The sequence below is a fragment of the Haloferax mucosum ATCC BAA-1512 genome (assembly GCF_000337815.1).
Taxonomy (GTDB): Archaea; Halobacteriota; Halobacteria; order Halobacteriales; family Haloferacaceae; genus Haloferax; species Haloferax mucosum.
This window is the reverse complement of sequence record NZ_AOLN01000013.1, coordinates 299,211-318,142: the sequence shown is the minus strand read 5'-3', so window position 1 is coordinate 318,142 and position 18,932 is coordinate 299,211. Positions and strand designations below refer to the sequence as shown.

General features: G+C 63.1%; 17 protein-coding genes. 10 read left to right on the top strand and 7 right to left on the bottom strand.

The window, feature by feature from the left end; all coding sequences use genetic code 11:
* Nucleotides 1–187: 187 nt before the first annotated feature.
* From C440_RS11605 to C440_RS11585, 5 genes are all read left to right on the top strand, one after another.
* Nucleotides 188–775, top strand: a complete 588-nt coding sequence (locus C440_RS11605) for a thymidine kinase (RefSeq protein WP_008320674.1) — start codon at nucleotides 188–190, stop codon at nucleotides 773–775.
* Nucleotides 776–858: 83 nt separating this feature from the next.
* Entirely contained in the window at nucleotides 859–1,422 is a 564-nt protein-coding gene (locus C440_RS11600; protein WP_241432038.1) for a YIP1 family protein, read from the top strand.
* A gap of 141 nt (nucleotides 1,423–1,563) precedes the next feature.
* Nucleotides 1,564–3,756, top strand: coding sequence for an OB-fold nucleic acid binding domain-containing protein (locus C440_RS11595; protein WP_008320672.1), 2,193 nt, complete (start codon nucleotides 1,564–1,566; stop codon nucleotides 3,754–3,756).
* Nucleotides 3,757–3,885: 129 nt separating this feature from the next.
* Nucleotides 3,886–5,544 carry a tRNA uridine(34) 5-carboxymethylaminomethyl modification radical SAM/GNAT enzyme Elp3 gene (locus C440_RS11590; protein WP_008320671.1) on the top strand — a complete coding sequence of 553 codons (1,659 nt, stop codon included), beginning with the start codon at nucleotides 3,886–3,888 and terminating at the stop codon, nucleotides 5,542–5,544.
* A gap of 329 nt (nucleotides 5,545–5,873) precedes the next feature.
* Nucleotides 5,874–7,070 carry a mechanosensitive ion channel family protein gene (locus tag C440_RS11585; protein ID WP_008320669.1) on the top strand — a complete coding sequence of 399 codons (1,197 nt, stop codon included), beginning with the start codon at nucleotides 5,874–5,876 and terminating at the stop codon, nucleotides 7,068–7,070.
* A 38-nt stretch (nucleotides 7,071–7,108) separates the two neighbouring features.
* On the opposite strand, the gene C440_RS11580 is transcribed toward C440_RS11585, so the two are convergent.
* The 3 genes from C440_RS11580 to C440_RS18245 all read right to left on the bottom strand — a co-directional run bounded on the left by C440_RS11580 (nucleotide 7,109) and on the right by C440_RS18245 (nucleotide 10,647).
* Nucleotides 7,109–8,620 carry a methyl-accepting chemotaxis protein gene (locus C440_RS11580; protein WP_008320668.1) on the bottom strand — a complete coding sequence of 504 codons (1,512 nt, stop codon included), beginning with the start codon at nucleotides 8,618–8,620 and terminating at the stop codon, nucleotides 7,109–7,111.
* Between the two features lie 152 nt (nucleotides 8,621–8,772).
* Nucleotides 8,773–9,216, bottom strand: coding sequence for a GNAT family N-acetyltransferase (locus C440_RS11575; protein WP_008320667.1), 444 nt, complete (start codon nucleotides 9,214–9,216; stop codon nucleotides 8,773–8,775).
* A gap of 87 nt (nucleotides 9,217–9,303) precedes the next feature.
* Complete coding sequence (locus tag C440_RS18245) at nucleotides 9,304–10,647, bottom strand: hypothetical protein (RefSeq protein ID WP_008320666.1); 1,344 nt, start codon at nucleotides 10,645–10,647, stop codon at nucleotides 9,304–9,306.
* Between the two features lie 125 nt (nucleotides 10,648–10,772).
* Between C440_RS18245 and rqcH the strand changes: the two genes are divergently transcribed.
* The 5 genes from rqcH to C440_RS11545 all read left to right on the top strand — a co-directional run bounded on the left by rqcH (nucleotide 10,773) and on the right by C440_RS11545 (nucleotide 16,499).
* Nucleotides 10,773–12,878, top strand: coding sequence for a ribosome rescue protein RqcH (rqcH, locus tag C440_RS11565; RefSeq protein ID WP_008320665.1), 2,106 nt, complete (start codon nucleotides 10,773–10,775; stop codon nucleotides 12,876–12,878).
* 173 nt (nucleotides 12,879–13,051) lie between these two features.
* Nucleotides 13,052–13,774 (top strand): DUF4013 domain-containing protein, encoded by a 723-nt coding sequence (locus C440_RS11560; protein WP_049915748.1) that lies wholly within the window; start codon nucleotides 13,052–13,054, stop codon nucleotides 13,772–13,774.
* Nucleotides 13,775–13,841: 67 nt separating this feature from the next.
* The gene (locus C440_RS11555) at nucleotides 13,842–14,585 is read left to right on the top strand and encodes a DUF4013 domain-containing protein (RefSeq protein WP_008320663.1); all 744 of its coding nucleotides are present in this window, start codon (nucleotides 13,842–13,844) and stop codon (nucleotides 14,583–14,585) included.
* 45 nt (nucleotides 14,586–14,630) lie between these two features.
* A complete protein-coding gene (locus tag C440_RS11550; protein WP_008320662.1) occupies nucleotides 14,631–15,701 on the top strand; it encodes an mRNA surveillance protein pelota in 1,071 nt (356 codons plus the stop codon).
* Nucleotides 15,702–16,061: 360 nt separating this feature from the next.
* Nucleotides 16,062–16,499: a hypothetical protein gene (locus C440_RS11545; RefSeq protein WP_241432037.1), complete on the top strand. Its 438-nt coding sequence runs from the start codon at nucleotides 16,062–16,064 to the stop codon at nucleotides 16,497–16,499.
* A 52-nt stretch (nucleotides 16,500–16,551) separates the two neighbouring features.
* Here C440_RS11545 and C440_RS17935 read toward each other — a convergent pair whose 3' ends face one another.
* From C440_RS17935 to C440_RS11525, 4 genes are all read right to left on the bottom strand, one after another.
* Nucleotides 16,552–16,854, bottom strand: coding sequence for a PDGLE domain-containing protein (locus tag C440_RS17935; protein ID WP_008320660.1), 303 nt, complete (start codon nucleotides 16,852–16,854; stop codon nucleotides 16,552–16,554).
* Nucleotides 16,851–17,489, bottom strand: coding sequence for an energy-coupling factor ABC transporter permease (locus C440_RS11535; protein WP_049915747.1), 639 nt, complete (start codon nucleotides 17,487–17,489; stop codon nucleotides 16,851–16,853). Before C440_RS11535 ends, C440_RS17935 begins: the two co-directional genes overlap by 4 nt.
* A 104-nt stretch (nucleotides 17,490–17,593) precedes the next feature.
* Nucleotides 17,594–18,592, bottom strand: a complete 999-nt coding sequence (locus C440_RS11530; protein WP_008320658.1) for an ornithine cyclodeaminase family protein — start codon at nucleotides 18,590–18,592, stop codon at nucleotides 17,594–17,596.
* Between the two features lie 72 nt (nucleotides 18,593–18,664).
* On the bottom strand, nucleotides 18,665–18,910 hold the full coding sequence (locus C440_RS11525; protein WP_008320657.1) for a hypothetical protein: 246 nt from the start codon (nucleotides 18,908–18,910) through the stop codon (nucleotides 18,665–18,667).
* Between the last annotated feature and the right edge of the window lie 22 nt (nucleotides 18,911–18,932).

The following is an 18,932-nucleotide window of genomic DNA, read 5'->3' as shown; positions in this document are numbered from 1 at the left end:
GGCATTTGTTATGTGCCGGATGACTGTCGTGAGTTCGAGCGTAACACACCGGTACGGAAACGCTGACCATCAGTCGAGAGAAATTATCACCTACACGATACTGTCGCCGAGTTATGGCGTTCATACTCCGGCGACGGTCGGAACAGATGAACAATCGTTTTGGCTCTCCTCGTCTCCCTCTCGACGTATGCACGCCATCACGCAGAGCGGTTGGGTAGAGGTCATCTCCGGGTCGATGTTTTCCGGGAAGACGGAGGAGTTGCTCCGTCGCCTCCGCCGCGCGGAGATTGCAGGACAAGAAATCTCCGTGTTCAAGCCCCAACTCGACGACCGCTACGGCGAGACGACGGTCGGCACGCACGCCGGGCGCTCGTGGGACGCGAGCGTCGTTCCCTCGGAGGGCGAGGGCGTCTGGCAAATCGTCGAGGAACTGAACGGTGAGGACGTTGTCGCCATCGACGAGGCCAACTTCTTTTCGGCCGAATTAGTCGATGTCTGCGAGCAGTTAGCCGCCGACGGTAAGCGCGTCGTCGTCTCCGGAACCGACCAGACGTTCCGCGCCGAACCGTTCGACCCGGTGCCGCAACTGATGGCGCTCGCCGAGTACGTCGATAAGTTGCAGGCTATCTGTACCATCTGCGGCGAACCGGCGACGCGAAATCAGCGGCTCATCGACGGCAAACCCGCACACGTTGACGACCCGACGATTCTCGTCGGTGCCGAGGAGTCCTACGAAGCGCGGTGCCGGAACTGTCATACACTCCGGCGCGACTAGAGGCTAGCGTGACTACTTGGGTCGAGACCCCCCGCGAGGGCCGTGACCGTGGGTTGGCCGGTATCCTCCGCGCGTGGGTCGCCGTGCTCGTTCACCCCCGCCGTTTCTTCCGCGACGGCGTCGCCCCCGGCGACCAGGCACCCGGTCTCCTGTTCGCTATCTTCGTCGCGCTCGTCTATCAGAGTCTCCAGTTCGCCGTCTCGCCGGCGACGATTCCGACCATCGAGGGCGGTCCGGTCGCCTCGGCGGTCGTCGCGCTCTTGGTGATTGCGCTCTTCGTCGCGCCGGCACTGCTCCACCTGACGGCGGCGATACAGACTGCACTTCTCATCCCCCTTCTATCCGAGCGCGCCGGCGTGAGCGAAACCGTACAGGTCATCGCCTACGCTACCGCGCCGTGTGCGTTCGCCGCGGTTCCGATTCCGAAACTGTTGACGGCGGGGTTCGAAATACCCGGAATCCGGGCAGTGTGCGCGGCCTACGGTGCGGTACTCCTCGTCATCGGCATCAGCGAAGTACACCAAACGTCGGTGCCGAAGGCGATTCTCGCCTCGTTCGTCCCGGCCGGCGTTATCTTCGGCTACGCGTTCCGTGGGTTCGAGGCGTTTTCGACGACCGTCTCGGTACTCGCCACCGCACTCACCTGATGCGACGCGATTCGTCGTCGCACACCCTGTCGTGAGCCGCGATTCGCCGGACGCGACGGGAGCGTGGTGACCGCACGCGTGTCGCTCTAGGCTGAGCGTTTTTCGACAATCGTTTTAGTTAGGGGTTGTTTGCTCAACGCAATGGATTGGATTACGCACGAGGAGGACGTCTGGTTCGAGTTCCGGGGCAATAGTCCCCACCAGCTCGTCCCCGGTCGGTTTTACAAAGGCACCGTAGACGGGTACGCCGACTTCGGTGTCTTCGTTGACCTCGCTTCCAACGTCACAGGCTTACTGCACCGCAGCGAACTTGACCGCCGTCTCGAATCGCTCGAATGGGAACCCGGCGACGACGTGTTCATTCAGGTAAAGAACGTCCGCGACAACGGCAACATTGACCTCGGCTGGTCGATTCGACAGTCCGACGCGGAGTTCCGCGGCGCTCGCATCCACGACCCCAACGGCGACGCCGACAACGAGCCGGTCGAAAAGGACACCGAACGCGGTGGCCCGACGACTATCAAGACCCGTCCGAAGACGGGTAAGACGACGAAGCCCGTCGGCACGAGCACTTCGCAGGAGTCCGACGAGACCGACGCAGTCGCCGAGACTGAGACGCCGACCGAGACCGAAGCACCCGAATCGACCGAACCGGCCGAGTCCGAGTCCGCCGCCGGAGACGAGGACCGAACCCCGACCGCGACGGATGTCGTCGATGACATCGCCGAATCGGAATCTGACGCATCCGAGTCTGCACCCGACGCAGTGGAAGAATCCGAAACGGACGACGCACCCGAAACAGCGGAACCAGCCGAACCAGCCGAAACAGCCGACGTCGAGCGCGTGTCGATCGAAGACATCGAAAACCGCGTCGGCGACGCTGTTCGCGTCGAAGGCGAAATCGCAAGCGTCCGCCAGACCGGCGGCCCGACCGTCTTCGAACTCCGCGACGAGACCGGAATCGCCGACTGCGCCGCCTTCGTCGAAGCCGGCGTCCGCGCGTACCCCGGCGTCGAAGTGGGCGACTACGTCCGCATCGACGGCGAGGTCGAGCGCCGCCGCGGCGAGCTTCAAATCGAGACCGAAGACCTGACCATTCTCGACGGCTCCGAGGCCGGAACCGTCGAACAGCGCCTCGCTGATGCGCTCTCCGACGAAGCCCGTCCGGACGCTGTCGCTCCGCTCGCGGCTCACGAGCCGGTCGCCGCCGTCGGCAAGTCGCTTCTCGACGCCGCAGAGGCCATTCGCCGCGCAGTCCTCGAATCGCGCCCCATCGTCGTACGCCACACGGCCACCGCAGACGGATACGTCGCCGGTGCCGCCGTCGAGCGTGCCGTGCTCCCGCTCATTCGCGCCGAGCATCCCCGCGACGACGCCGAATACCACTACTTCACTCGTCGCCCGCTCGAAGAGGCCGTCTACGGAATGGACGCCGCCACGAACGACGTGACGCGGATGCTCGAAGACCGCGACCGTCACGACGAGAAGCTCCCGCTCGTGTTGCTTCTCGGCGCTGGCTCGACCTCCGAATCCCTCGACGGACTCGGCCTGCTCGGCGTCTACGGCTCCGAACGCGTCGTCGTTGACGCCGCACCCGCTGACGACGACGTCGCGGCGGAAGTTGACGTACTCGTCAACCCTGCCCACGAAGGTGCCGACGCCCGCGACCTCTCGGTCGGCGCGCTCGCTTCGACGCTCGCCGTCGCCGTCAACGAGGACATCCGCGACGACGTGTCGCACCTCCCCGCGGTCAGTTACTGGGAACACTGCCCCGAGCAGTACCTCGGCCTCGCCGAAGACCACGGCTTCGACGCCGACCGCGTCCGCGAACTCCGAGAAGCGGTCGCACTGGAAGCCTACTACCAGTCCTACCAGGACAAGCGCGAACTCATCGCCGACCTGCTGTTCGACGCCGACGAGGGTCTCGCCGGTCACGTCTCCGAGCAGTTCCGCATCAAGCTCGAAGACGAAATCGAGACCGCACAAGCCAACCTCGAACGCCGCGACGTCGGTTCTGTTTCGGCCGCGATTCTCGACTCGGACGCCTATAGTCACCGCTTCGACTTCCCGCCGACGAGCCTGCTCGTGGACGAACTCCACCGCCGCACGCGCGAGGGTAACACGTTCGTCACCATCGCACTCGGCATGGACGAACTGTACGTCCGCAGTACGGGCGACCTCGACCTCCGCGCAGTCGTCGAGTCGGCCGCCGCAGAGGCACCATCCGCCGGCCTCGCCGCCGCCGGCATCCGCGAAGGCCGCATCGAATTCCTGACCGGCGCGCGCGACGAGGCGCTCGAAGCCGTCCTCGAAGCCGCCGCCGAACAGTTCTAACGTACAATCCAGACTCCTCCTCACCCGGTTCGATGGAGGGCTGTTTTCGAGACCGCCGAGCGACACGCTTATCCACGAAACGACCCGATTCGCGCCCATGAACCGTCACCACGTCGCCACCCGGGAGGTGTGTCCGTGAGCGCCGAGACCGAATCGGAGTCCGAGGCGTTCGAACGGACCTGCGAAGCGCTCGTAGAGCGCATCCTCGCGGGCGATGTCGGCCGCGACGACCTCGAATCGGCAAAGCTCGACGCCTGCTCGCAACACTCCTCACCGAAGGTACCGAAAAACACCGAGATTCTCCAATACGCACCAGAAGACCGCCGCGAGGAGGTCAAAGAGGTCGTCCGCCGCAAGCCCGTCCGCACCGCTTCCGGCGTCTCGCCGGTCGCCATCATGACCTCGCCGCACATGTGCCCCCATGGGAAGTGTCTGTACTGTCCCGGCGGCCCCGCAAGCGAGTTCTCGTCGTCGCAGTCGTACACGGGCCACGAACCCGCGGCCGCTCGCGGCGTCCAAAACGACTACGACCCGTACGGGCAGGTCACGCTCCGTCTCGAACAACTCCGGCACATCGGCCACCCCGTCGATAAAGTCGAACTCATCTTGATGGGCGGAACGATGACCGCCCGGAGCCACGACTATCAAGAGTGGTTCGTCAAGCGAGCACTCGAAGCGCTCAACGACTACGACGTAGACAAAGAACCCGAACCCGCCGAAGACCAGTCGTTCAAGCCCGACCCCGAGGATGTCGAGTTCAAATACGTCGAAGACGTTATCGCCGAAAACGAGACGGCTGACATCCGTAACATCGGGACGACCTTCGAGACGAAGCCAGATTGGTGTGACCCCGAGCAGATCGACCGGATGCTGGATTTGGGCGCGACGAAGGTCGAAGTCGGCGTGCAGACGACCTACGAGCGCATCAACCGCGAGATGCACCGCGGCCACGGCGTCCAAGCGTCTATCGACGCGAACCGCCGCCTCCGTGACTCGGCGTTCAAGGTCGGCTTCCACATGATGCCGGGGCAACCCGGGATGACGAAACAGATGTGCATCGAGGACTTCCGCCAACTGTTCGAGAGTTCGGACTGGCGGCCGGACTACCTCAAAATCTACCCGACGCTCATCGTCCGCGACACCATCACCTACGACATGTGGCGGCGCGACGAGTACGACCCGCTGAACAACGAAGAAGCCGCGGAAGTCGTCTCCGAGGTCATGGGAATGATTCCGAAGTACACGCGCCTCCAGCGCGTCCAGCGTGACATCCCCGCGGACTTCATCGACGCGGGCGTCTGGAAGTCCAACCTTCGCCAACTCGCCGCCCAGCGAGCCGAAAAGAAAGGCATCGTCCAACGCGACATTCGCGCCCGCGAAGTCGGCATGAACGAGGCCGACCCGGACCCAGACCGCATCGAACTCGACGTGATGACCTACGAGGTCGCCGGCGGCACCGAACACTTCATCTCGTTCGAAGACCCCGTCGAAGACCTGCTCGTCGGGTTCTGCCGCCTTCGGTTCCCCGGCAATCCCGTCCGCCGCGAACTTCAGAACGCCGCACTCGTCCGCGAACTGCACGTCTACGGCTCCGAAGCCGGAATCGGCTCCGACGGCGACTGGCAACACAAGGGGTACGGAAAGAAACTGCTCGCTCACGCCGAGGAACTCGCCCGCGACGCCGGATACGACAAGATTTCTGTCATCTCCGGCATCGGCGTCCGCCAGTACTACAAACAGAAACTCGGCTACCAGCAAGACGGTCCGTACGTGTCGAAGCGACTCTAATCGACTGCGGCTCTAATCGACTGACTGCTCTCTTTTTCGGTGCCGACTACTACTGGACTCGACCGCACGGACGCTATCGTCACCCACATCGACATGCACTGACACCGATAGCCACATCGTCACCGACTCCCACACTGACCTTGCCACCGGCACCGTCACAGACACCGACGGAATCATGGCTGATACTCTCAATTGAGCTGTGCCGCCCCGCAACCGTGTGGCAAAACGTGTAATTCTCAAGACTGATTGGTACTCCGTCACACTTTTCTGTGCGTACCCGTCCGACTGGATACGATGGTTACACAGGGGGAGACGGGGTGGCGAGTCGGATGATAGCGTGGGTAGACGAGTTTCGCTCGACGCTCGCGCAGTTCGTTTCGACCGAAGCGCGAATCGGAATCTCCGCGGCGCTCGTTGCGCTCGCGGTGGGGGTCGCCGTGTTTCTCGCGCCGCGGGTGGTCACTCGGCTTTCGACGCTGTTTCGCACGCGGGTCCTGCAACATTCGCGGGTCCCCGACGCGGTCACCGACGTCGCGTGGCTCTTTCCAGCGACGATTCTCGTTCGGTCGCTTCAATTCGCCGTCTTCGTCGGCGTCTCGGTTTCGCTGTTGTTCCTGTGGGGATTTTCGAGTCTCGCGTCGGAGGTGGTGGTCGTCGTTGGGAAGGCGATTCCGAACATCGCCCGACTCGGGGTGACGTTCGTCCTCGTCGCCGGCGGTCTCGTCGGGACGAACATCCTCGAATCGAAACTCGAATCCTACGCTCGCAACGTTGACCACATCAACGCCCACCAGGAGGGAATCGTCTTTCGCGTGCTCCAACTCGTCGTCCTCCTCGCCGTAGGGTTGGCGACGCTCACGGTCTGGGACTTCGAAATCGGGAGCCTCCTCGTCGGTGCCGGGTTCCTCGGCATCGTCGTCGGTATGGCCGCGCGACAGACCCTCGGGTCGCTTATCGCCGGGTTCGTGTTGATGTTTTCCCGCCCGTTCGAACTCGGCGATTGGGTGCAAATCGACGACGCCGAAGGCATCGTCACCGACATCACCATCATCAACACGCGCCTGAGCAACGCCGACGGTGAGACGGTCGTCTTCCCGAACGACCGCGTGACGAACGCGAAGATAACGAACCGGACGAAGCGCAACCGACTCCGCCTTCGAATCGACGTCGGCATCGACTACGAAGCCGATATCGAACGCGCCGAGACGGTGGCGGAAACCGCGCTGTCCGGTCTCACGTTCGTCGAAGAGGTACCAAAACCGCAGGTCATGCCGACGACGTTCGGCGACTCGGCAATCGGTCTCCAACTGCGCTTTTGGATTACGAACCCCTCCGCGCCGCGCCGTGCGCAGGCGAAAGCGGAGGTACTCAGAAGCGTCAAAACAGCTTTCGACGACGCCGGAATCAAGATTCCGTATCCACAGCGCGAACTGCTCGCCCGCCAAGAAGCGGCCGGGTTCAAAGTTCGGCACGAAAAACGCAGTCCGACGGAGTCACAGCCGCAGTCGCCGCAGTCGAACGACTGACTGCCCCCGCGTCGTTCTCGGGGTCGCTTTCGTCCGACTTACTCCGTGTCGAAGTATTCGAGACTCTGGTCGAGAGCAGTGGCAGCCACGCGTTGTTCTTCTGTCACCTCAACGACCGTCTCGGAGACGGCCGAAATCTCTTCTGCACCGCGGTTTACGTCTTCGATGGTCGCGGCGACGGCTTCGACGGTGTCGGCCTGATCGTCGCTCGCACGCGAGAGTTCGGTGATTCCGTCCGCCGCTTCCGCCACGTCTGCGGTCGCCTCGGTCAGCGAACTGACAGTCTCCGACATGGCATCGTCGGCGTCGATAACGTCTGAGTGCGTCTGTTCTACGAGGTCAACGGTCTTCGTCGCCCGCTCTTGGATGGCGTTGATTCGCTCTGAAATTCGCTCGGTGTGAGACTGCGTCTCGTCGGCGAGCGATTTCACCTCGCCGGCGACGACGGCGAAGCCTTCGCCCGCCTCGCCCGCCCGCGCCGCCTCGATGTTCGCGTTGAGCGCGAGGATGTTCGTCCGGTCTGCGATATCGGAGATAACGGCGGCGACCTCTTCGATTTCGACCATCTCGTCTTCGAGGTCCGCGACGGTATCGACGAGGTTCTCGCTTCGGTGTTTCACCTCGTCCGTAACCGTCTGTGTCTCTTTCGTCGATTCGAGCGACGACTGGATGTTGTCGCGGGCGCGCGACGAGGCGTTTGCGACCTCCGTCGAACTCGCCGCGACCTCTTCCATCGTCGCGCTGAACGACTCCATCTCGTTTCTGACCGACGCGAGTTCGGTCTGCTGTTCGGTCGTCTGGTCGGAAATCTCCTCGGCGGCGGCATCCGCCGTATCGACGAACGAAGCGAGGTCGGACGCGTGGGCTTCCATCTCTTCGACGACCTGTTCGAAGCACGACGCGGTCTCGTCTACCGCGTCGAGGATGTCGAGCAGTTCGTCGTCAACGTGCTCGGTTACGCTGGCGTCGTAGCTGACTCGTCTGTCGAGGTCACCGTCGGCGAGCGCTTCGAGCGTCGCCGTCACCTCGGAGACGAGGGTATGAAGCGCGTCGCGCCGTCGCCTCTCTTCGCTTTGGTCTTGGACGATTTCGACGACTGCTTCGAGGTCGCCGTCGGCGTCGAAGACGGGAATCACCTTGAACGAGAGGTACACCGTCTTGCCGCCGGCGTTGACGAGTGCGCGTTCGTCGATGTAGACGGGTCCCGCGGGAAGGTCTCGCCGCTCGACATCGTAGCGACTGTCCGCGTTCCGCGGGTTCTCGTGGACCTTTCCGGCGAGCGTCTTGGCTTCGCCGTCGTCTTCGTACGTAACGAGTTTGGCCGCCTCCGGCTCCGAAAGCCCGAGAATTTCGTCGCGCGAGATTTCGAACATCGCGGTCGCCGTCTTGTTCCACTCGATGACGGTTCCCTCGTCGTCGAGTGCGAACGCGGGCATCGGAAGCGCGTCCAACATCGGCTTGGCGGCCATCGCTGACGACCCGTCCGCGGTTTGCTGTGTCTCCGAACTGGTCACTGCCCCCACGACGAGTGACGAGAGCGCGTTGAGCATGGCCGAAGGACGTATGAGGAGTCGTATATAGGTATTCTGCCGATTATCTCATTTGATTTTCTACCACACGCCGGAATTTGTCCTTGAGTTTTCATTTTCGGCGAGCAAAACCACGGATCGGCGTACTTCCGTCCGCTGGTTTTCGGTCGAACTCAGAGGCGTTTTTCCATCTCGACGTGCGGAATGCCCGCTTCGTCGAACACGTCGCTCGTCGTCTCGTAGCCCAACTCGTGGTAGAATCCCTCGGCGGAGGTTTGCCCGTGAAGCACGAGCCGGTCGAATCCGCGTTCGTTGGCTTCCGATTCGAGGGCGGCCATCAGTCTTCTTCCCCACCCTTCGCTACGGACGGATTCGAGAACCGCGACGCGTTCGACTTTGCCGACGTCGGGTTCGTACTCGCGTAGTCGGGCCGCACCGACCGCCTCACCGTCGCGGTAGCCGACGAAGTGGACGGCCGACGAATCGGCATCGTCGTACTCGTCCCACTCCAATTCCTCGTCAACGCCCTGTTCGCGGACGAACACGGCTTTTCGGACGGCAAACGCGTCCTCGCGCTCGTCATCGGTGGCGACGACGCGAACTTCGGAGTCGGTCATGCGCGGAGATTCGACGGGCGAGTACCTGATGGTTGCGGAGGCGGTACCGACTCGGCTGGTTCAGCGGTTCACCTCGCTTCCCCCGATTCACGCGCTCGTCGCATCGTCAGTCGGTGGCGTTTCGTCCGGAACCCATCCAGCCAGGGTCCACCCGAGTCGATACACGAGCGCGCCGGTTGCGAGCGCGAGGCATCCCCACACGACAAGCAAGAGTGCCATGAATCCCGGTCCCCACCCGCCGAGCGGGAGCGCCGGGATGGTGAACACGACCGGTGACGAGGCGATGGCGAGCGCCAGCGGTCGCGTCTCGGTGTCGCGCCGCGCACCGTACCCGAGCGGCAGAAACAGGACGATTGCCGTCCCGAGTGCGAGGGCGCTCGGAACGTTCCACGGAACCGACGGGGCAGTCACGACCGAGACGCCAACGGCGGCGACGACCGGCGGTCCGACTGCCGCGGCGACGAGTCGCCGGAAGTCGATGAGACCCGGCCGTTTCACCGCGACCAACCCGAAGCCGACGAGTTGCAGGCCGAACACCCACGCCATGACGCTGATACCGCCCGAGAACATTCTGAGCGCGACGAGACAAAGCGACCAGATGATGCCGAGAGCACCGACGACCGTCCCGAATCGACGCCGCGACCCTCGACTATCGCCGACGCGGCGGTTGACGTACTGAATGAGGAGAATACCGTTTACCAGCATGAGCGTCGGTACGAACGCGGCCCAAGCGAGGTCCGAGAGCAGATTCGGTCCCGAATCGACGGCGATGCTCGCGTAGGCCGCGGCCGTGCCCGTAAGCCCCCCATCGGGACCGAACGTGAGGTACGTCTGACTGTCGATTGTGGAGATGTACTGTCCGTCGTCGCTCCACATCGCCGCCGTCTCGTTGGTCGTCGTCCCCGGCGGGTCGTTGAGGAGAGCGGACCCCTCGGGACCGGTGACGACGAACCGGTCTGCCTCGACGTAGACGTGCCGCGTGCCGGTCGGGTCGTTGAAGTAGTCTACGAGAAGCACGTCACCGACGCCGTCCGAGGCCATCTCGGGGACGGTGAACGTCACGACGACCGTCTCACCGACGAGTCGGCTATCGAGGTCGTGGGGGTCATCTACGAGTCCGCGACGCTCTTCGAACGTCTGCCGGACGACGGTATCGAGCAGGTCGGGATTCTCGCGGAAGGTCGTCGCGGCCGCGTCGTCTACCGTCACGCGGGCCGTCCAGTGACCGACGCCGTCGTCGTCTATTCGGACGTGCATCTCGCTCGACTCGACGGTGAGGTTGACGCCGGCGGCGTCTGCGACGTACTCGAATTCGGTTCCACAGACGATACAGGCGGTTTGGGGCGGGGGACTTCCCATCGTCGCTGTCGTCGCGGCCGGAAGCATAGCGACGACGAGAAGGAAGGCGAGAACGGCGGAGCGGGATTTCATTTGTGATTGTAATTCTAGCTGTGCGACAAGTATCTTCCCCCGACACGGCAAGTCGCAGAAACGTCCCCGGGACGGCGACCCACAGAAACGATACCCCTTTTCGTCCGCCGCGAAAAAGCCAGTTCATGGACCCGAAGCGGGAACTCACGAGCGTCGATCTCGCGGCTCTCGTCACCGAGATGAATCGGTACGAGGGCGCGAAAGTCGATAAGGCGTACCTCTACGGCGACGACCTGCTTCGCCTCAAGATGCGGGACTTCGACCGCGGCCGTCTCGAACTCCTCTTGGAAGTCGGCGACATCAAGCGCGCACACCTCGCCGCACAGGAGCACGTTCCGGACGCCCCCGGTCGCCCGCCGAACTTTGCGATGATGCTTCGAAACCGGCTCAGCGGGGCCGATTTCGCCGGAGTCGAACAGTACGAGTTCGACCGTATTCTGACGTTCACCTTCGAACGCGGCGACGAGAACACGAAAATCGTCGTCGAACTGTTCGGTCAGGGTAACATCGCAATCCTCGACGAGACGGGCGAAGTCGTCCGCAGTCTGGAGACAGTCCGCCTCAAATCGCGGACCGTCGCACCCGGGTCGCAGTACGAGTATCCATCCTCTCGACTCGACCCACTTACCATCAGCAGAGACGCGCTCGGCCGTCACATGGAGCAGTCGGATACCGACGTCGTGCGCACCATCGCAACCCAACTGAACCTCGGCGGCCTGTACGCAGAGGAGTTGTGTACCCGCGCCGGGGTCGAGAAAACGCTCGACATCGAAGACGCCACTGAAGACGACTACGACGCCATCTACGACGCCATCGTCAACCTTCGCCAGCAGGTTCGTTCCGGCGAGTTCGATCCGCGTCTCTACCTCGCTGACGACGGCGAAGTCGTGGACGTGACGCCGTTCCCGTTACAGGAACATCAGAACGCCGGTCTCGACGAGGAGGCCTACGAGACGTTCAACGAGGCGCTCGACGAGTACTTCTTCCGCCTCGATTTAACCGCGGACGAACAGGAAGCGACCTCGAATCGTCCCGACTTCGAGGAACAAATAGCCAAGCAAGAACGCATCATCGAACAGCAAGAACAGGCAATCGAGGGGTTCGATCAGCAAGCAGACGAAGAGCGCGAGCGCGCTGAACTCCTCTATGCCAACTACGACCTCGCTGACGACGTGCTTTCGACGGTCCGCGACGCCCGCGAACAGGGAGTTCCGTGGGACGAGATTGCCGTCACGCTCGACGAAGGCGCGGACCAAGGCATCCCTGCGGCAGAGGCCGTCACGAACGTCGATAGCGCGAACGGGACGGTCACCGTCGAACTCGACGGCACGAGCGTCACCCTCGACGTGTCGATGGGTGTCGAAAAGAACGCCGACCGACTCTACACGGAGGCAAAGCGCATCCAAGAGAAAAAAGAGGGTGCGCTCGCGGCCATCGAAGACACCCGCGAGGAACTGGAGGCGGCAAAGCGCCGCCGCGACGAGTGGGAGGCGGACGACGGCGGGGGCGACGCCGACGAGGACGACGAACCAGAAGAGACCGATTGGCTCTCGCTCGAATCCGTGCCGGTCAAATCGACCGAACACTGGTTCGAGCGGTTCCGTTGGTTCTACACGTCCAGTGGCTATCTCGTCGTCGGCGGCCGCAACGCCGACCAAAACGAGGAGTTGGTGAAAAAGTACATGAGCAAACACGACCGCTTTTTCCACACGCAGGCCCACGGCGGCCCGGTCACGCTCCTGAAAGCGACGGGTCCGAGCGAACCCGCACAGAAGGTCGATTTCTCTGAGGAGACGCTTCGGGAAGCCGCGCAGTTCGCGGTCGCGTACTCGTCTATCTGGAAGGAAGGCCGCTTCGCCGACGACGCCTACATGGTCGAACCCTCGCAGGTGTCGAAGACGCCCGAATCCGGCGAGTACATCGACAAAGGAAGTTTCGTCATCCGCGGCGACCGGCGATATTTCGAAGACGTGCCCGCCAAAGTCGCGGTCGGCATCCAGTGCGAAGACGAGACGCGAGTCATCGGCGGCCCGCCGTCGGCTATCGAGTCGCGCGCGGAGACGACGTTGACGCTCACTCCCGGCCGATACGCTCAGAACGACGCCGCAAAACTGTGTTATCGCAGACTCCGAGAACGCTTTGCCGACAAATCGTTCGTCAGAAAAATTGCATCCGCGGACCAGATTCAGGAGTTCCTCCCACCCGGTGGGAGCGATATTGTGGACGAATAAACCCGTACCAGGCGCTGAAACCCCGATTTTTGATTAATCCTCAGTTATTCTGTTGAGACGGGTACAACATTATATACTTTCTCGACGTAATGTTTGGCCGAGCGTGGGTGACATTCACAACCGGTTGGTCGGCTCGATGCCGTGTGATTGGGTGACTGCGCTCGGTGATTCCAATGCTTTCAGAATCAATCAACTATCCAAGAAACAGTGAGGACTGGGTAAAGACAGTCCTTATCGGTGGTGTACTGAGTCTGTTGGGCGTGTTCGTCATTCCGGTGTTCCTCGTCATCGGCTATCTCCTTCGGGTCGTTCGTGCGACCATGAAGGGAGACGAGGAACCTCCGGTGTTCGACGACTGGGGCGACATGACCATCGACGGGTTGAAAGGCTTCGCAATCGCGTTCGTGTATAGCCTCATTCCGGCGCTCATCGCCGCGGTGTTCGGCTTCGCGGGTATCGTCGGCATCGTTGCCGGCGGCGGCTCAGATACGGCGGGTATCTTCGGCGGCGTCGTCACGCTCGTCGGTATCCTGGTCGCGTCCGTTCTCGGCCTCTTCGCCGCCTACGTCATCCCGGCGGCGCTGTCGAACTACGCCGAGACCGACCGCATGGGTGCGGCCTTCGACATCGGGACGCTCCGCCCCATCCTGCTGTCCGGAAAGTACGCGACTGCGTGGCTCATGGCCTTCGCCGTCCTGTTCGCGGCGTCGCTCGTCCTCAGCGTGCTGAACGTCATCCCCCTGTTGGGACAGTTGGCCAGCTTCCTGCTCGGCCCGTTCGTGACGTTCTACGCCGCTATCGCCGCGTACTACATCATCGGCAAGACGTGGGGCGAACTCCACGACATCGAGATGATGGACGAAGGACAGACGCCGGGCGAACAGCCGGCCGTCTAACCTGTCACTCGAAATCCGAATTTTCGACGGAATATCTAAACCGCTCGCGGAGCGATAGCTGTTCGTTATGCTCTCCGACGCGTTGTGGTTTCTCAAACGGAGCGACGACTGGTTTGCGACGACCGTAATCGGTGGTATCCTCGTCATCGCCTCGTCGGTTCTCGTCGTCCTCTCCGCTCTCGTTCCGTTCGTATTTCTCCTGTCGATACCGCTGTTGCTGGTCACGACCGCACTCCTTGAGGGATACTACGTCCGGGCTATGCAGGCCGCCGCGAACGGGGCGACAGATGCGCCGTCGTTCACAAATTGGGGTGGACTCGTCGTTGACGGCCTGAAACTGCTCGCCATCCTGTTCGTCTGGAGTCTCGTCGTCCTAGTTCCACTGTTCAGTCTCCCCGTGGCCCTCGGCTTCGGTTCGGCCGCTCTCGAATCGATACCGCAGTCCGCATCTGCGGCCACCCAAGCGACGAACGTCGGGCTTGGTCTCGTCGGTATCGGTGGCTTCGCCTTCGTCTTCGTCCTCGGACTGTTCGTCTCCTATGTGGTTCCCGCCGCCGGAGCGAACTTTGCCATTAAGGGTTACTTCGGCGCTGGGTTCCACGTCCGGACGATTCTCAAAGGCGCGTTCACGAGAGAGTACGCAATCGGGTGGGCACTCGCCGCTGTCGTCACGATAGTCATCGGTAGCATCGGGAACCTGCTTTCTATCCTCCTCGTCGGGTTTTTCATCCTCTTTTACGCGAGAGTGGCGTCGGTCTACTTGTGGGGACGGGGTTACGCCGCCGGTCTCGGCCGCGCCTCGGAGCCGTAACCGCGATAGCAGGACTCTTTTCTGTTCCGCGACGACCGGACGTACATGCGCATTTCGAGCCGCGGTCGAGGCGAGGAGGGACGCGAGCGAATCACGCTCGTCCCCGAGAACGTTGACGACCTCTGGCACCTCTCGTACGTCCTCGAACCGGGTGATTTGGTCTCCGGCGACACCACCCGCCGCATCCAACGCGACGACGACCAGATGCGAGATACCGGCGGCGAGCGCGAACACCTCCACGTCACTATCGAAGTCGATGATATCGAGTTCGCCCGCTTTGCCAACCGACTCCGCGTCGGCGGCGTCATCGTCTCGTGTTCCCGCGAAGACCAACTCGGCCACCACCACACGCTCAACGTCGAAGAGCGCGCCGAGATAACCATCGAGAAGCATTTCAAAGCCGACCAAATCGACCGCATCGAGACGGCCGAACAGGCCGCCGAAAACCCCGACGTGGCTATCGCCACGGTCGAAGAGGGCGCGGCCTACATCCACACGGTCGCCCAGTACGGCACCGAGGAGTACGCGTCGCTCACGAAACCGACCGGGAAGGGCGAGTACGCCCGCCCGCGCTCCGAGTTGTTCGACGAACTCGGCGCTGCCCTCTCACACCTCGAAGTAGACGCCATCATCCTCGCCGGTCCCGGCTTTACGAAAAACGACGCGCTGGACTACTTCGAGAACAACTACAGCGAAGTCGCCGAGAACATCGTCACGACCGTCGATACCGCCGGTGTCGGCGACCGCGGCGTCCACGAAGTGCTCAAACGCGGCGCGGTTGACGACGTACAGAAACAGACCCGTATCGCCGAGGAAGCCAACCTCATCGACGAACTCACGGAGAACATCTCGACCGGCGCGAAGGCGGCCTACGGCGTCGAACAGGTCGCAGAAGCGGCCGAGTTCGGTGCCATCGAGCAACTCCTCCTCCTCGACTCCCGGCTTCGCGCGGAGCGACAAGGCGACGGCGACTGGGACATCGACGTAAACGACATCATCGACTCCGTCGAACAGAAAGGCGGCGAAGTGACGGTCTTCTCCGCCGAGTTCCAACCCGGCGAGCAGTTGAAAAACCTCGGCGGCATCGCGGCGATTCTCCGCTACCGGCTCCAGTAAACCGCCTCGGAGTCAAGTGGTTCGAGAGACCTCCGGTCGCTCGTCATCACGGAAATCGAAGATTTCCGTACGGCCCCGAGGCACTCGCTTGTTTCTTCTGTAGACCGTACCGAGTACGCTCGACACGGAACCGATACCTCGAAACCGCACTCCAGAACCGGTCCCTCAGAACTGATGCGACGCTGACGCAGGTGCGGACGTGACGCTGACGTAGACGAGAACGTTGACACAGATTCGGACGCTAACACCAACGCAAATTCGGACGCTAACACAGACGCCGCCACCGACCGACAAAAGAGGCGGCCAGACGTTCATTCCGCCCTGAATAACGGTTTAGACCCGCGAGACCGTCTTTCGGCCGTGGGTGGTGATGTGCTCTCGAAATCTATCGAGCGAATCGACCGGTGGCTCGACCAGGTGTTTTTCGCCGCGTGGGAAGTGTCGGTTCTCGTGATTCCGACGCTGTGGTTCCTCTTGGCGGCGACACCCCCGGAAGCGGTGTCGCTGTCGGGGCTAACGTCGCTTACGGTGAGCGCCCTCGCGGTCGGAACCTTCAGAGGGGAGTACTTCCGGACCGGCGCGTGGCCCCGACCGGGACACCTCCCGACGCTTCCGATCCGCTCTGCGTACTACAGCCTCGTCGTCGGCGGTACGGCACTGCTCGGCTCTGCGGTACAGGTCGAATTCGGCGCGTTCTGGCTCGGTATTCTCGTTCCAGTGATGTGCGCACTACCGGTGTTAGCGGCGTTTCCGCGCGCGCTGAGTCGTTTCGAGTCCGTATCGAAACTCACGCTGTGACGCCGCGGGACAACGAGTCAAAAAGTCGGTCGAGTTGTGCTCGGACGACTGCTTACTCCAGTGCCGACCCGATTCGCAGTGCGACGCCGAGACACAGGAGCGTCCCGACGAGCGCCGAGACGAACGTCCCGACGTACGGGTCGAGACCGGGGACCGTGTAGTCCGGGAAGAGACCCGCGTGAAGCGAGAGCGCCGACGCCGACGCGCCGGTCATCTCGGCCGCGACGTCGAGCGGTTCGGCGTAGCCGACTTGGGCCGCCGCCCACGCGAACACCGGCGCGGCGACGACGAGTGCACCGAGACCGGCGAGCGCCTGTCCGTCCCAACCGTCGGTTGTGTGACGCTCGGTGCTCACGCGACGACGCCTCCCTCGACGGATTCGGCGTCGGCCGCGTCGAATCGTGCGACGAGGTGGACGCCGAGGAGTGTGAGCAGTGCTTCGCCGACGCCGAGCACGGCGTGTCCGCCGGCCATGACCGTCACGACCGAAATCAGCTCGGAGCCGAACGCGGGCGACAGACCGAGTTGGATGCCCGCCGAGAGCGCGGCGAGGGTGATACTCGCCCAGCCAGCGAGTACGATTGCGCCGGTTTCGTTGTACTCGGAAACGACTCGGTAGACCGCGTAGCCGCCGTAGACCTGTACGATGGCCATGTTCCAGACGTTCGCGCCGAGCGCGAGGACGCCGCCGTCACCGAAGACGAGTGCCTGCACCGCGACGACGAGCGCGACAGAGAGCGCTCCGAGGTGCGGTCCGAGGACGATAGCCGCGAGCGCGCCGCCGACGAAGTGCGCGCTCACGCCGCCGGGAAGCGGCCAGTTGAGCATCTGCGCGGCGAAGATGCTCGCTGTGACCATCCCGAACAACTGGGTCTGACGCGGTGTGACCGTCCCGCGAATCTTTCGAGTGCCGAAGGCGAGCACGCCAATCGACGCGATGATGAACAACGCCGCCATCCACGGGTGCAGAAATCCGTCCGGTGTGTGCATAGTCAGCCGACGTTTGAAACGTGGTTTAAAAGACGTTTTCCATCCCGCAAGTACGTGCCGCCTGAGTGACGTTACCCGCAGGTGGGCGCGTACCACCGAGCGGGCTATTCGCCGGTCAGTGCCTCGCTCGCCGGCGCGAAGCCGATGGTCGTTCCGAGGTCGCCTTCGCGGGCCTTCTCGTAGAGCATGTACGCCGATGCGACGGTTTCGATACCGGTGCCGCCGCTGTCGAACACCGTGATTTCGTCGTCGTCTTCGCGGCCCGAGGCGACGCCGGCGACGACCTCGCCGAGTTCGGCGTGGATGTGGTCTTCGTCCACAATGCCCGCGTTCATCGCGGCGAGGAACGACCCGGCGTCCATCGTCGCGCGCTCGCGCAGGTCGGGAACGTACGTCGCGCGTTCGATGGTCGTCGTGTCGAGTTCGCGTTTTTCGGGGTGGTACTGGCCCATCGCGGTGACGTGCGCGCCGGGTTCGAGCAGGTCGCCATCGAACACCGGTTCCGCGGCGGTCGTCGCCGTCACGACGATATCCGCGTCTTCGACAGCCGCGGCGCTAGAGGCGACGGCGGCGACGCTCGCGTCGAGCACGCGGTCCATCTCGCCGGCGAACTGCTCGCGGCTTTCTTTCGTCGGGGAGTAGACCCACACGGTATCGAGGTCGCGGACGGCGGCGGTGGCGCGGAGTTGTCCGCGGGCCTGCGCGCCGCTTCCGATGAGCGCGACCGTCGTGGCGTCGTCGCGGGCGAGCGCATCGACGGCGACACCGCCGGCCGCGCCGGTCTTGAAGGGATTCATGCTCGCACCGTCGAGAAGCGCGAGCGGTTCGCCCGACTCGGCGTCGAAAAGCGGCGTCATGAACCACGCGTCCTCCGCACCGAACCCGGCGGAGTACATGTAGCCACCCATCGCACCTGTCTCGGGGAGAACCGCGGCGTAGGTGGTGAACATGCCCGGCGGGTCGCCGTTGAAAAGCTTGGTTCGCGGCTCGGCGGGCGCGCCCTCACCGCGCTGTCTGTAGCCCTCGCGGACTGCATCGACGTACTCGGCGGGCGTCGCCAATCCGCTAACCTCGTCGCTCGTGAGGAACAACGACTCTGTCATGGTTAGCGAAACGGCGCCGTCGGTCAAAACCCTGCGGGCCGCGGAACCGGCCTGTCGGGAGTGCGTTCGAGATTAGTCGGCGTCGAGGACCGAAGGAGAAGTCGCGTCTGCGGGACCGGAGTGTGTGCGTTCTTCGAGCTGAATCGGGGTCGAGGACGGACCGTTCACGAAGAGCGCGTGACCGGTGAGAAGTGCGGCCACGCCCGCGGCCATCGGCACCGCCATGGCCAGTTGCAACCCGACCACGACGAGGGAGCCAGTGATGCCAATGAGTGCGAGCGGGATAAGTCCGAGAATGTAGTCGTAGTATCCGGTCATAATACATATTAATATACGTGTG

Coding starts and splice junctions, on each gene's coding strand:
- C440_RS11595 (WP_008320672.1), top strand. CDS start 1,564: ATGGATTGGATTACGCACGAGGAGGACGTCTGGTTCGAGTTCCGGGGC.
- C440_RS11560 (WP_049915748.1), top strand. CDS start 13,052: ATGCTTTCAGAATCAATCAACTATCCAAGAAACAGTGAGGACTGGGTA.
- C440_RS11575 (WP_008320667.1), bottom strand. CDS start 9,216: ATGACCGACTCCGAAGTTCGCGTCGTCGCCACCGATGACGAGCGCGAG.
- C440_RS11605 (WP_008320674.1), top strand. CDS start 188: ATGCACGCCATCACGCAGAGCGGTTGGGTAGAGGTCATCTCCGGGTCG.
- C440_RS11530 (WP_008320658.1), bottom strand. CDS start 18,592: ATGACAGAGTCGTTGTTCCTCACGAGCGACGAGGTTAGCGGATTGGCG.
- C440_RS11535 (WP_049915747.1), bottom strand. CDS start 17,489: ATGCACACACCGGACGGATTTCTGCACCCGTGGATGGCGGCGTTGTTC.
- C440_RS18245 (WP_008320666.1), bottom strand. CDS start 10,647: ATGAAATCCCGCTCCGCCGTTCTCGCCTTCCTTCTCGTCGTCGCTATG.
- rqcH (WP_008320665.1), top strand. CDS start 10,773: ATGGACCCGAAGCGGGAACTCACGAGCGTCGATCTCGCGGCTCTCGTC.
- C440_RS11550 (WP_008320662.1), top strand. CDS start 14,631: ATGCGCATTTCGAGCCGCGGTCGAGGCGAGGAGGGACGCGAGCGAATC.
- C440_RS11580 (WP_008320668.1), bottom strand. CDS start 8,620: ATGCTCAACGCGCTCTCGTCACTCGTCGTGGGGGCAGTGACCAGTTCG.
- C440_RS11555 (WP_008320663.1), top strand. CDS start 13,842: ATGCTCTCCGACGCGTTGTGGTTTCTCAAACGGAGCGACGACTGGTTT.
- C440_RS11585 (WP_008320669.1), top strand. CDS start 5,874: ATGATAGCGTGGGTAGACGAGTTTCGCTCGACGCTCGCGCAGTTCGTT.
- C440_RS11525 (WP_008320657.1), bottom strand. CDS start 18,910: ATGACCGGATACTACGACTACATTCTCGGACTTATCCCGCTCGCACTC.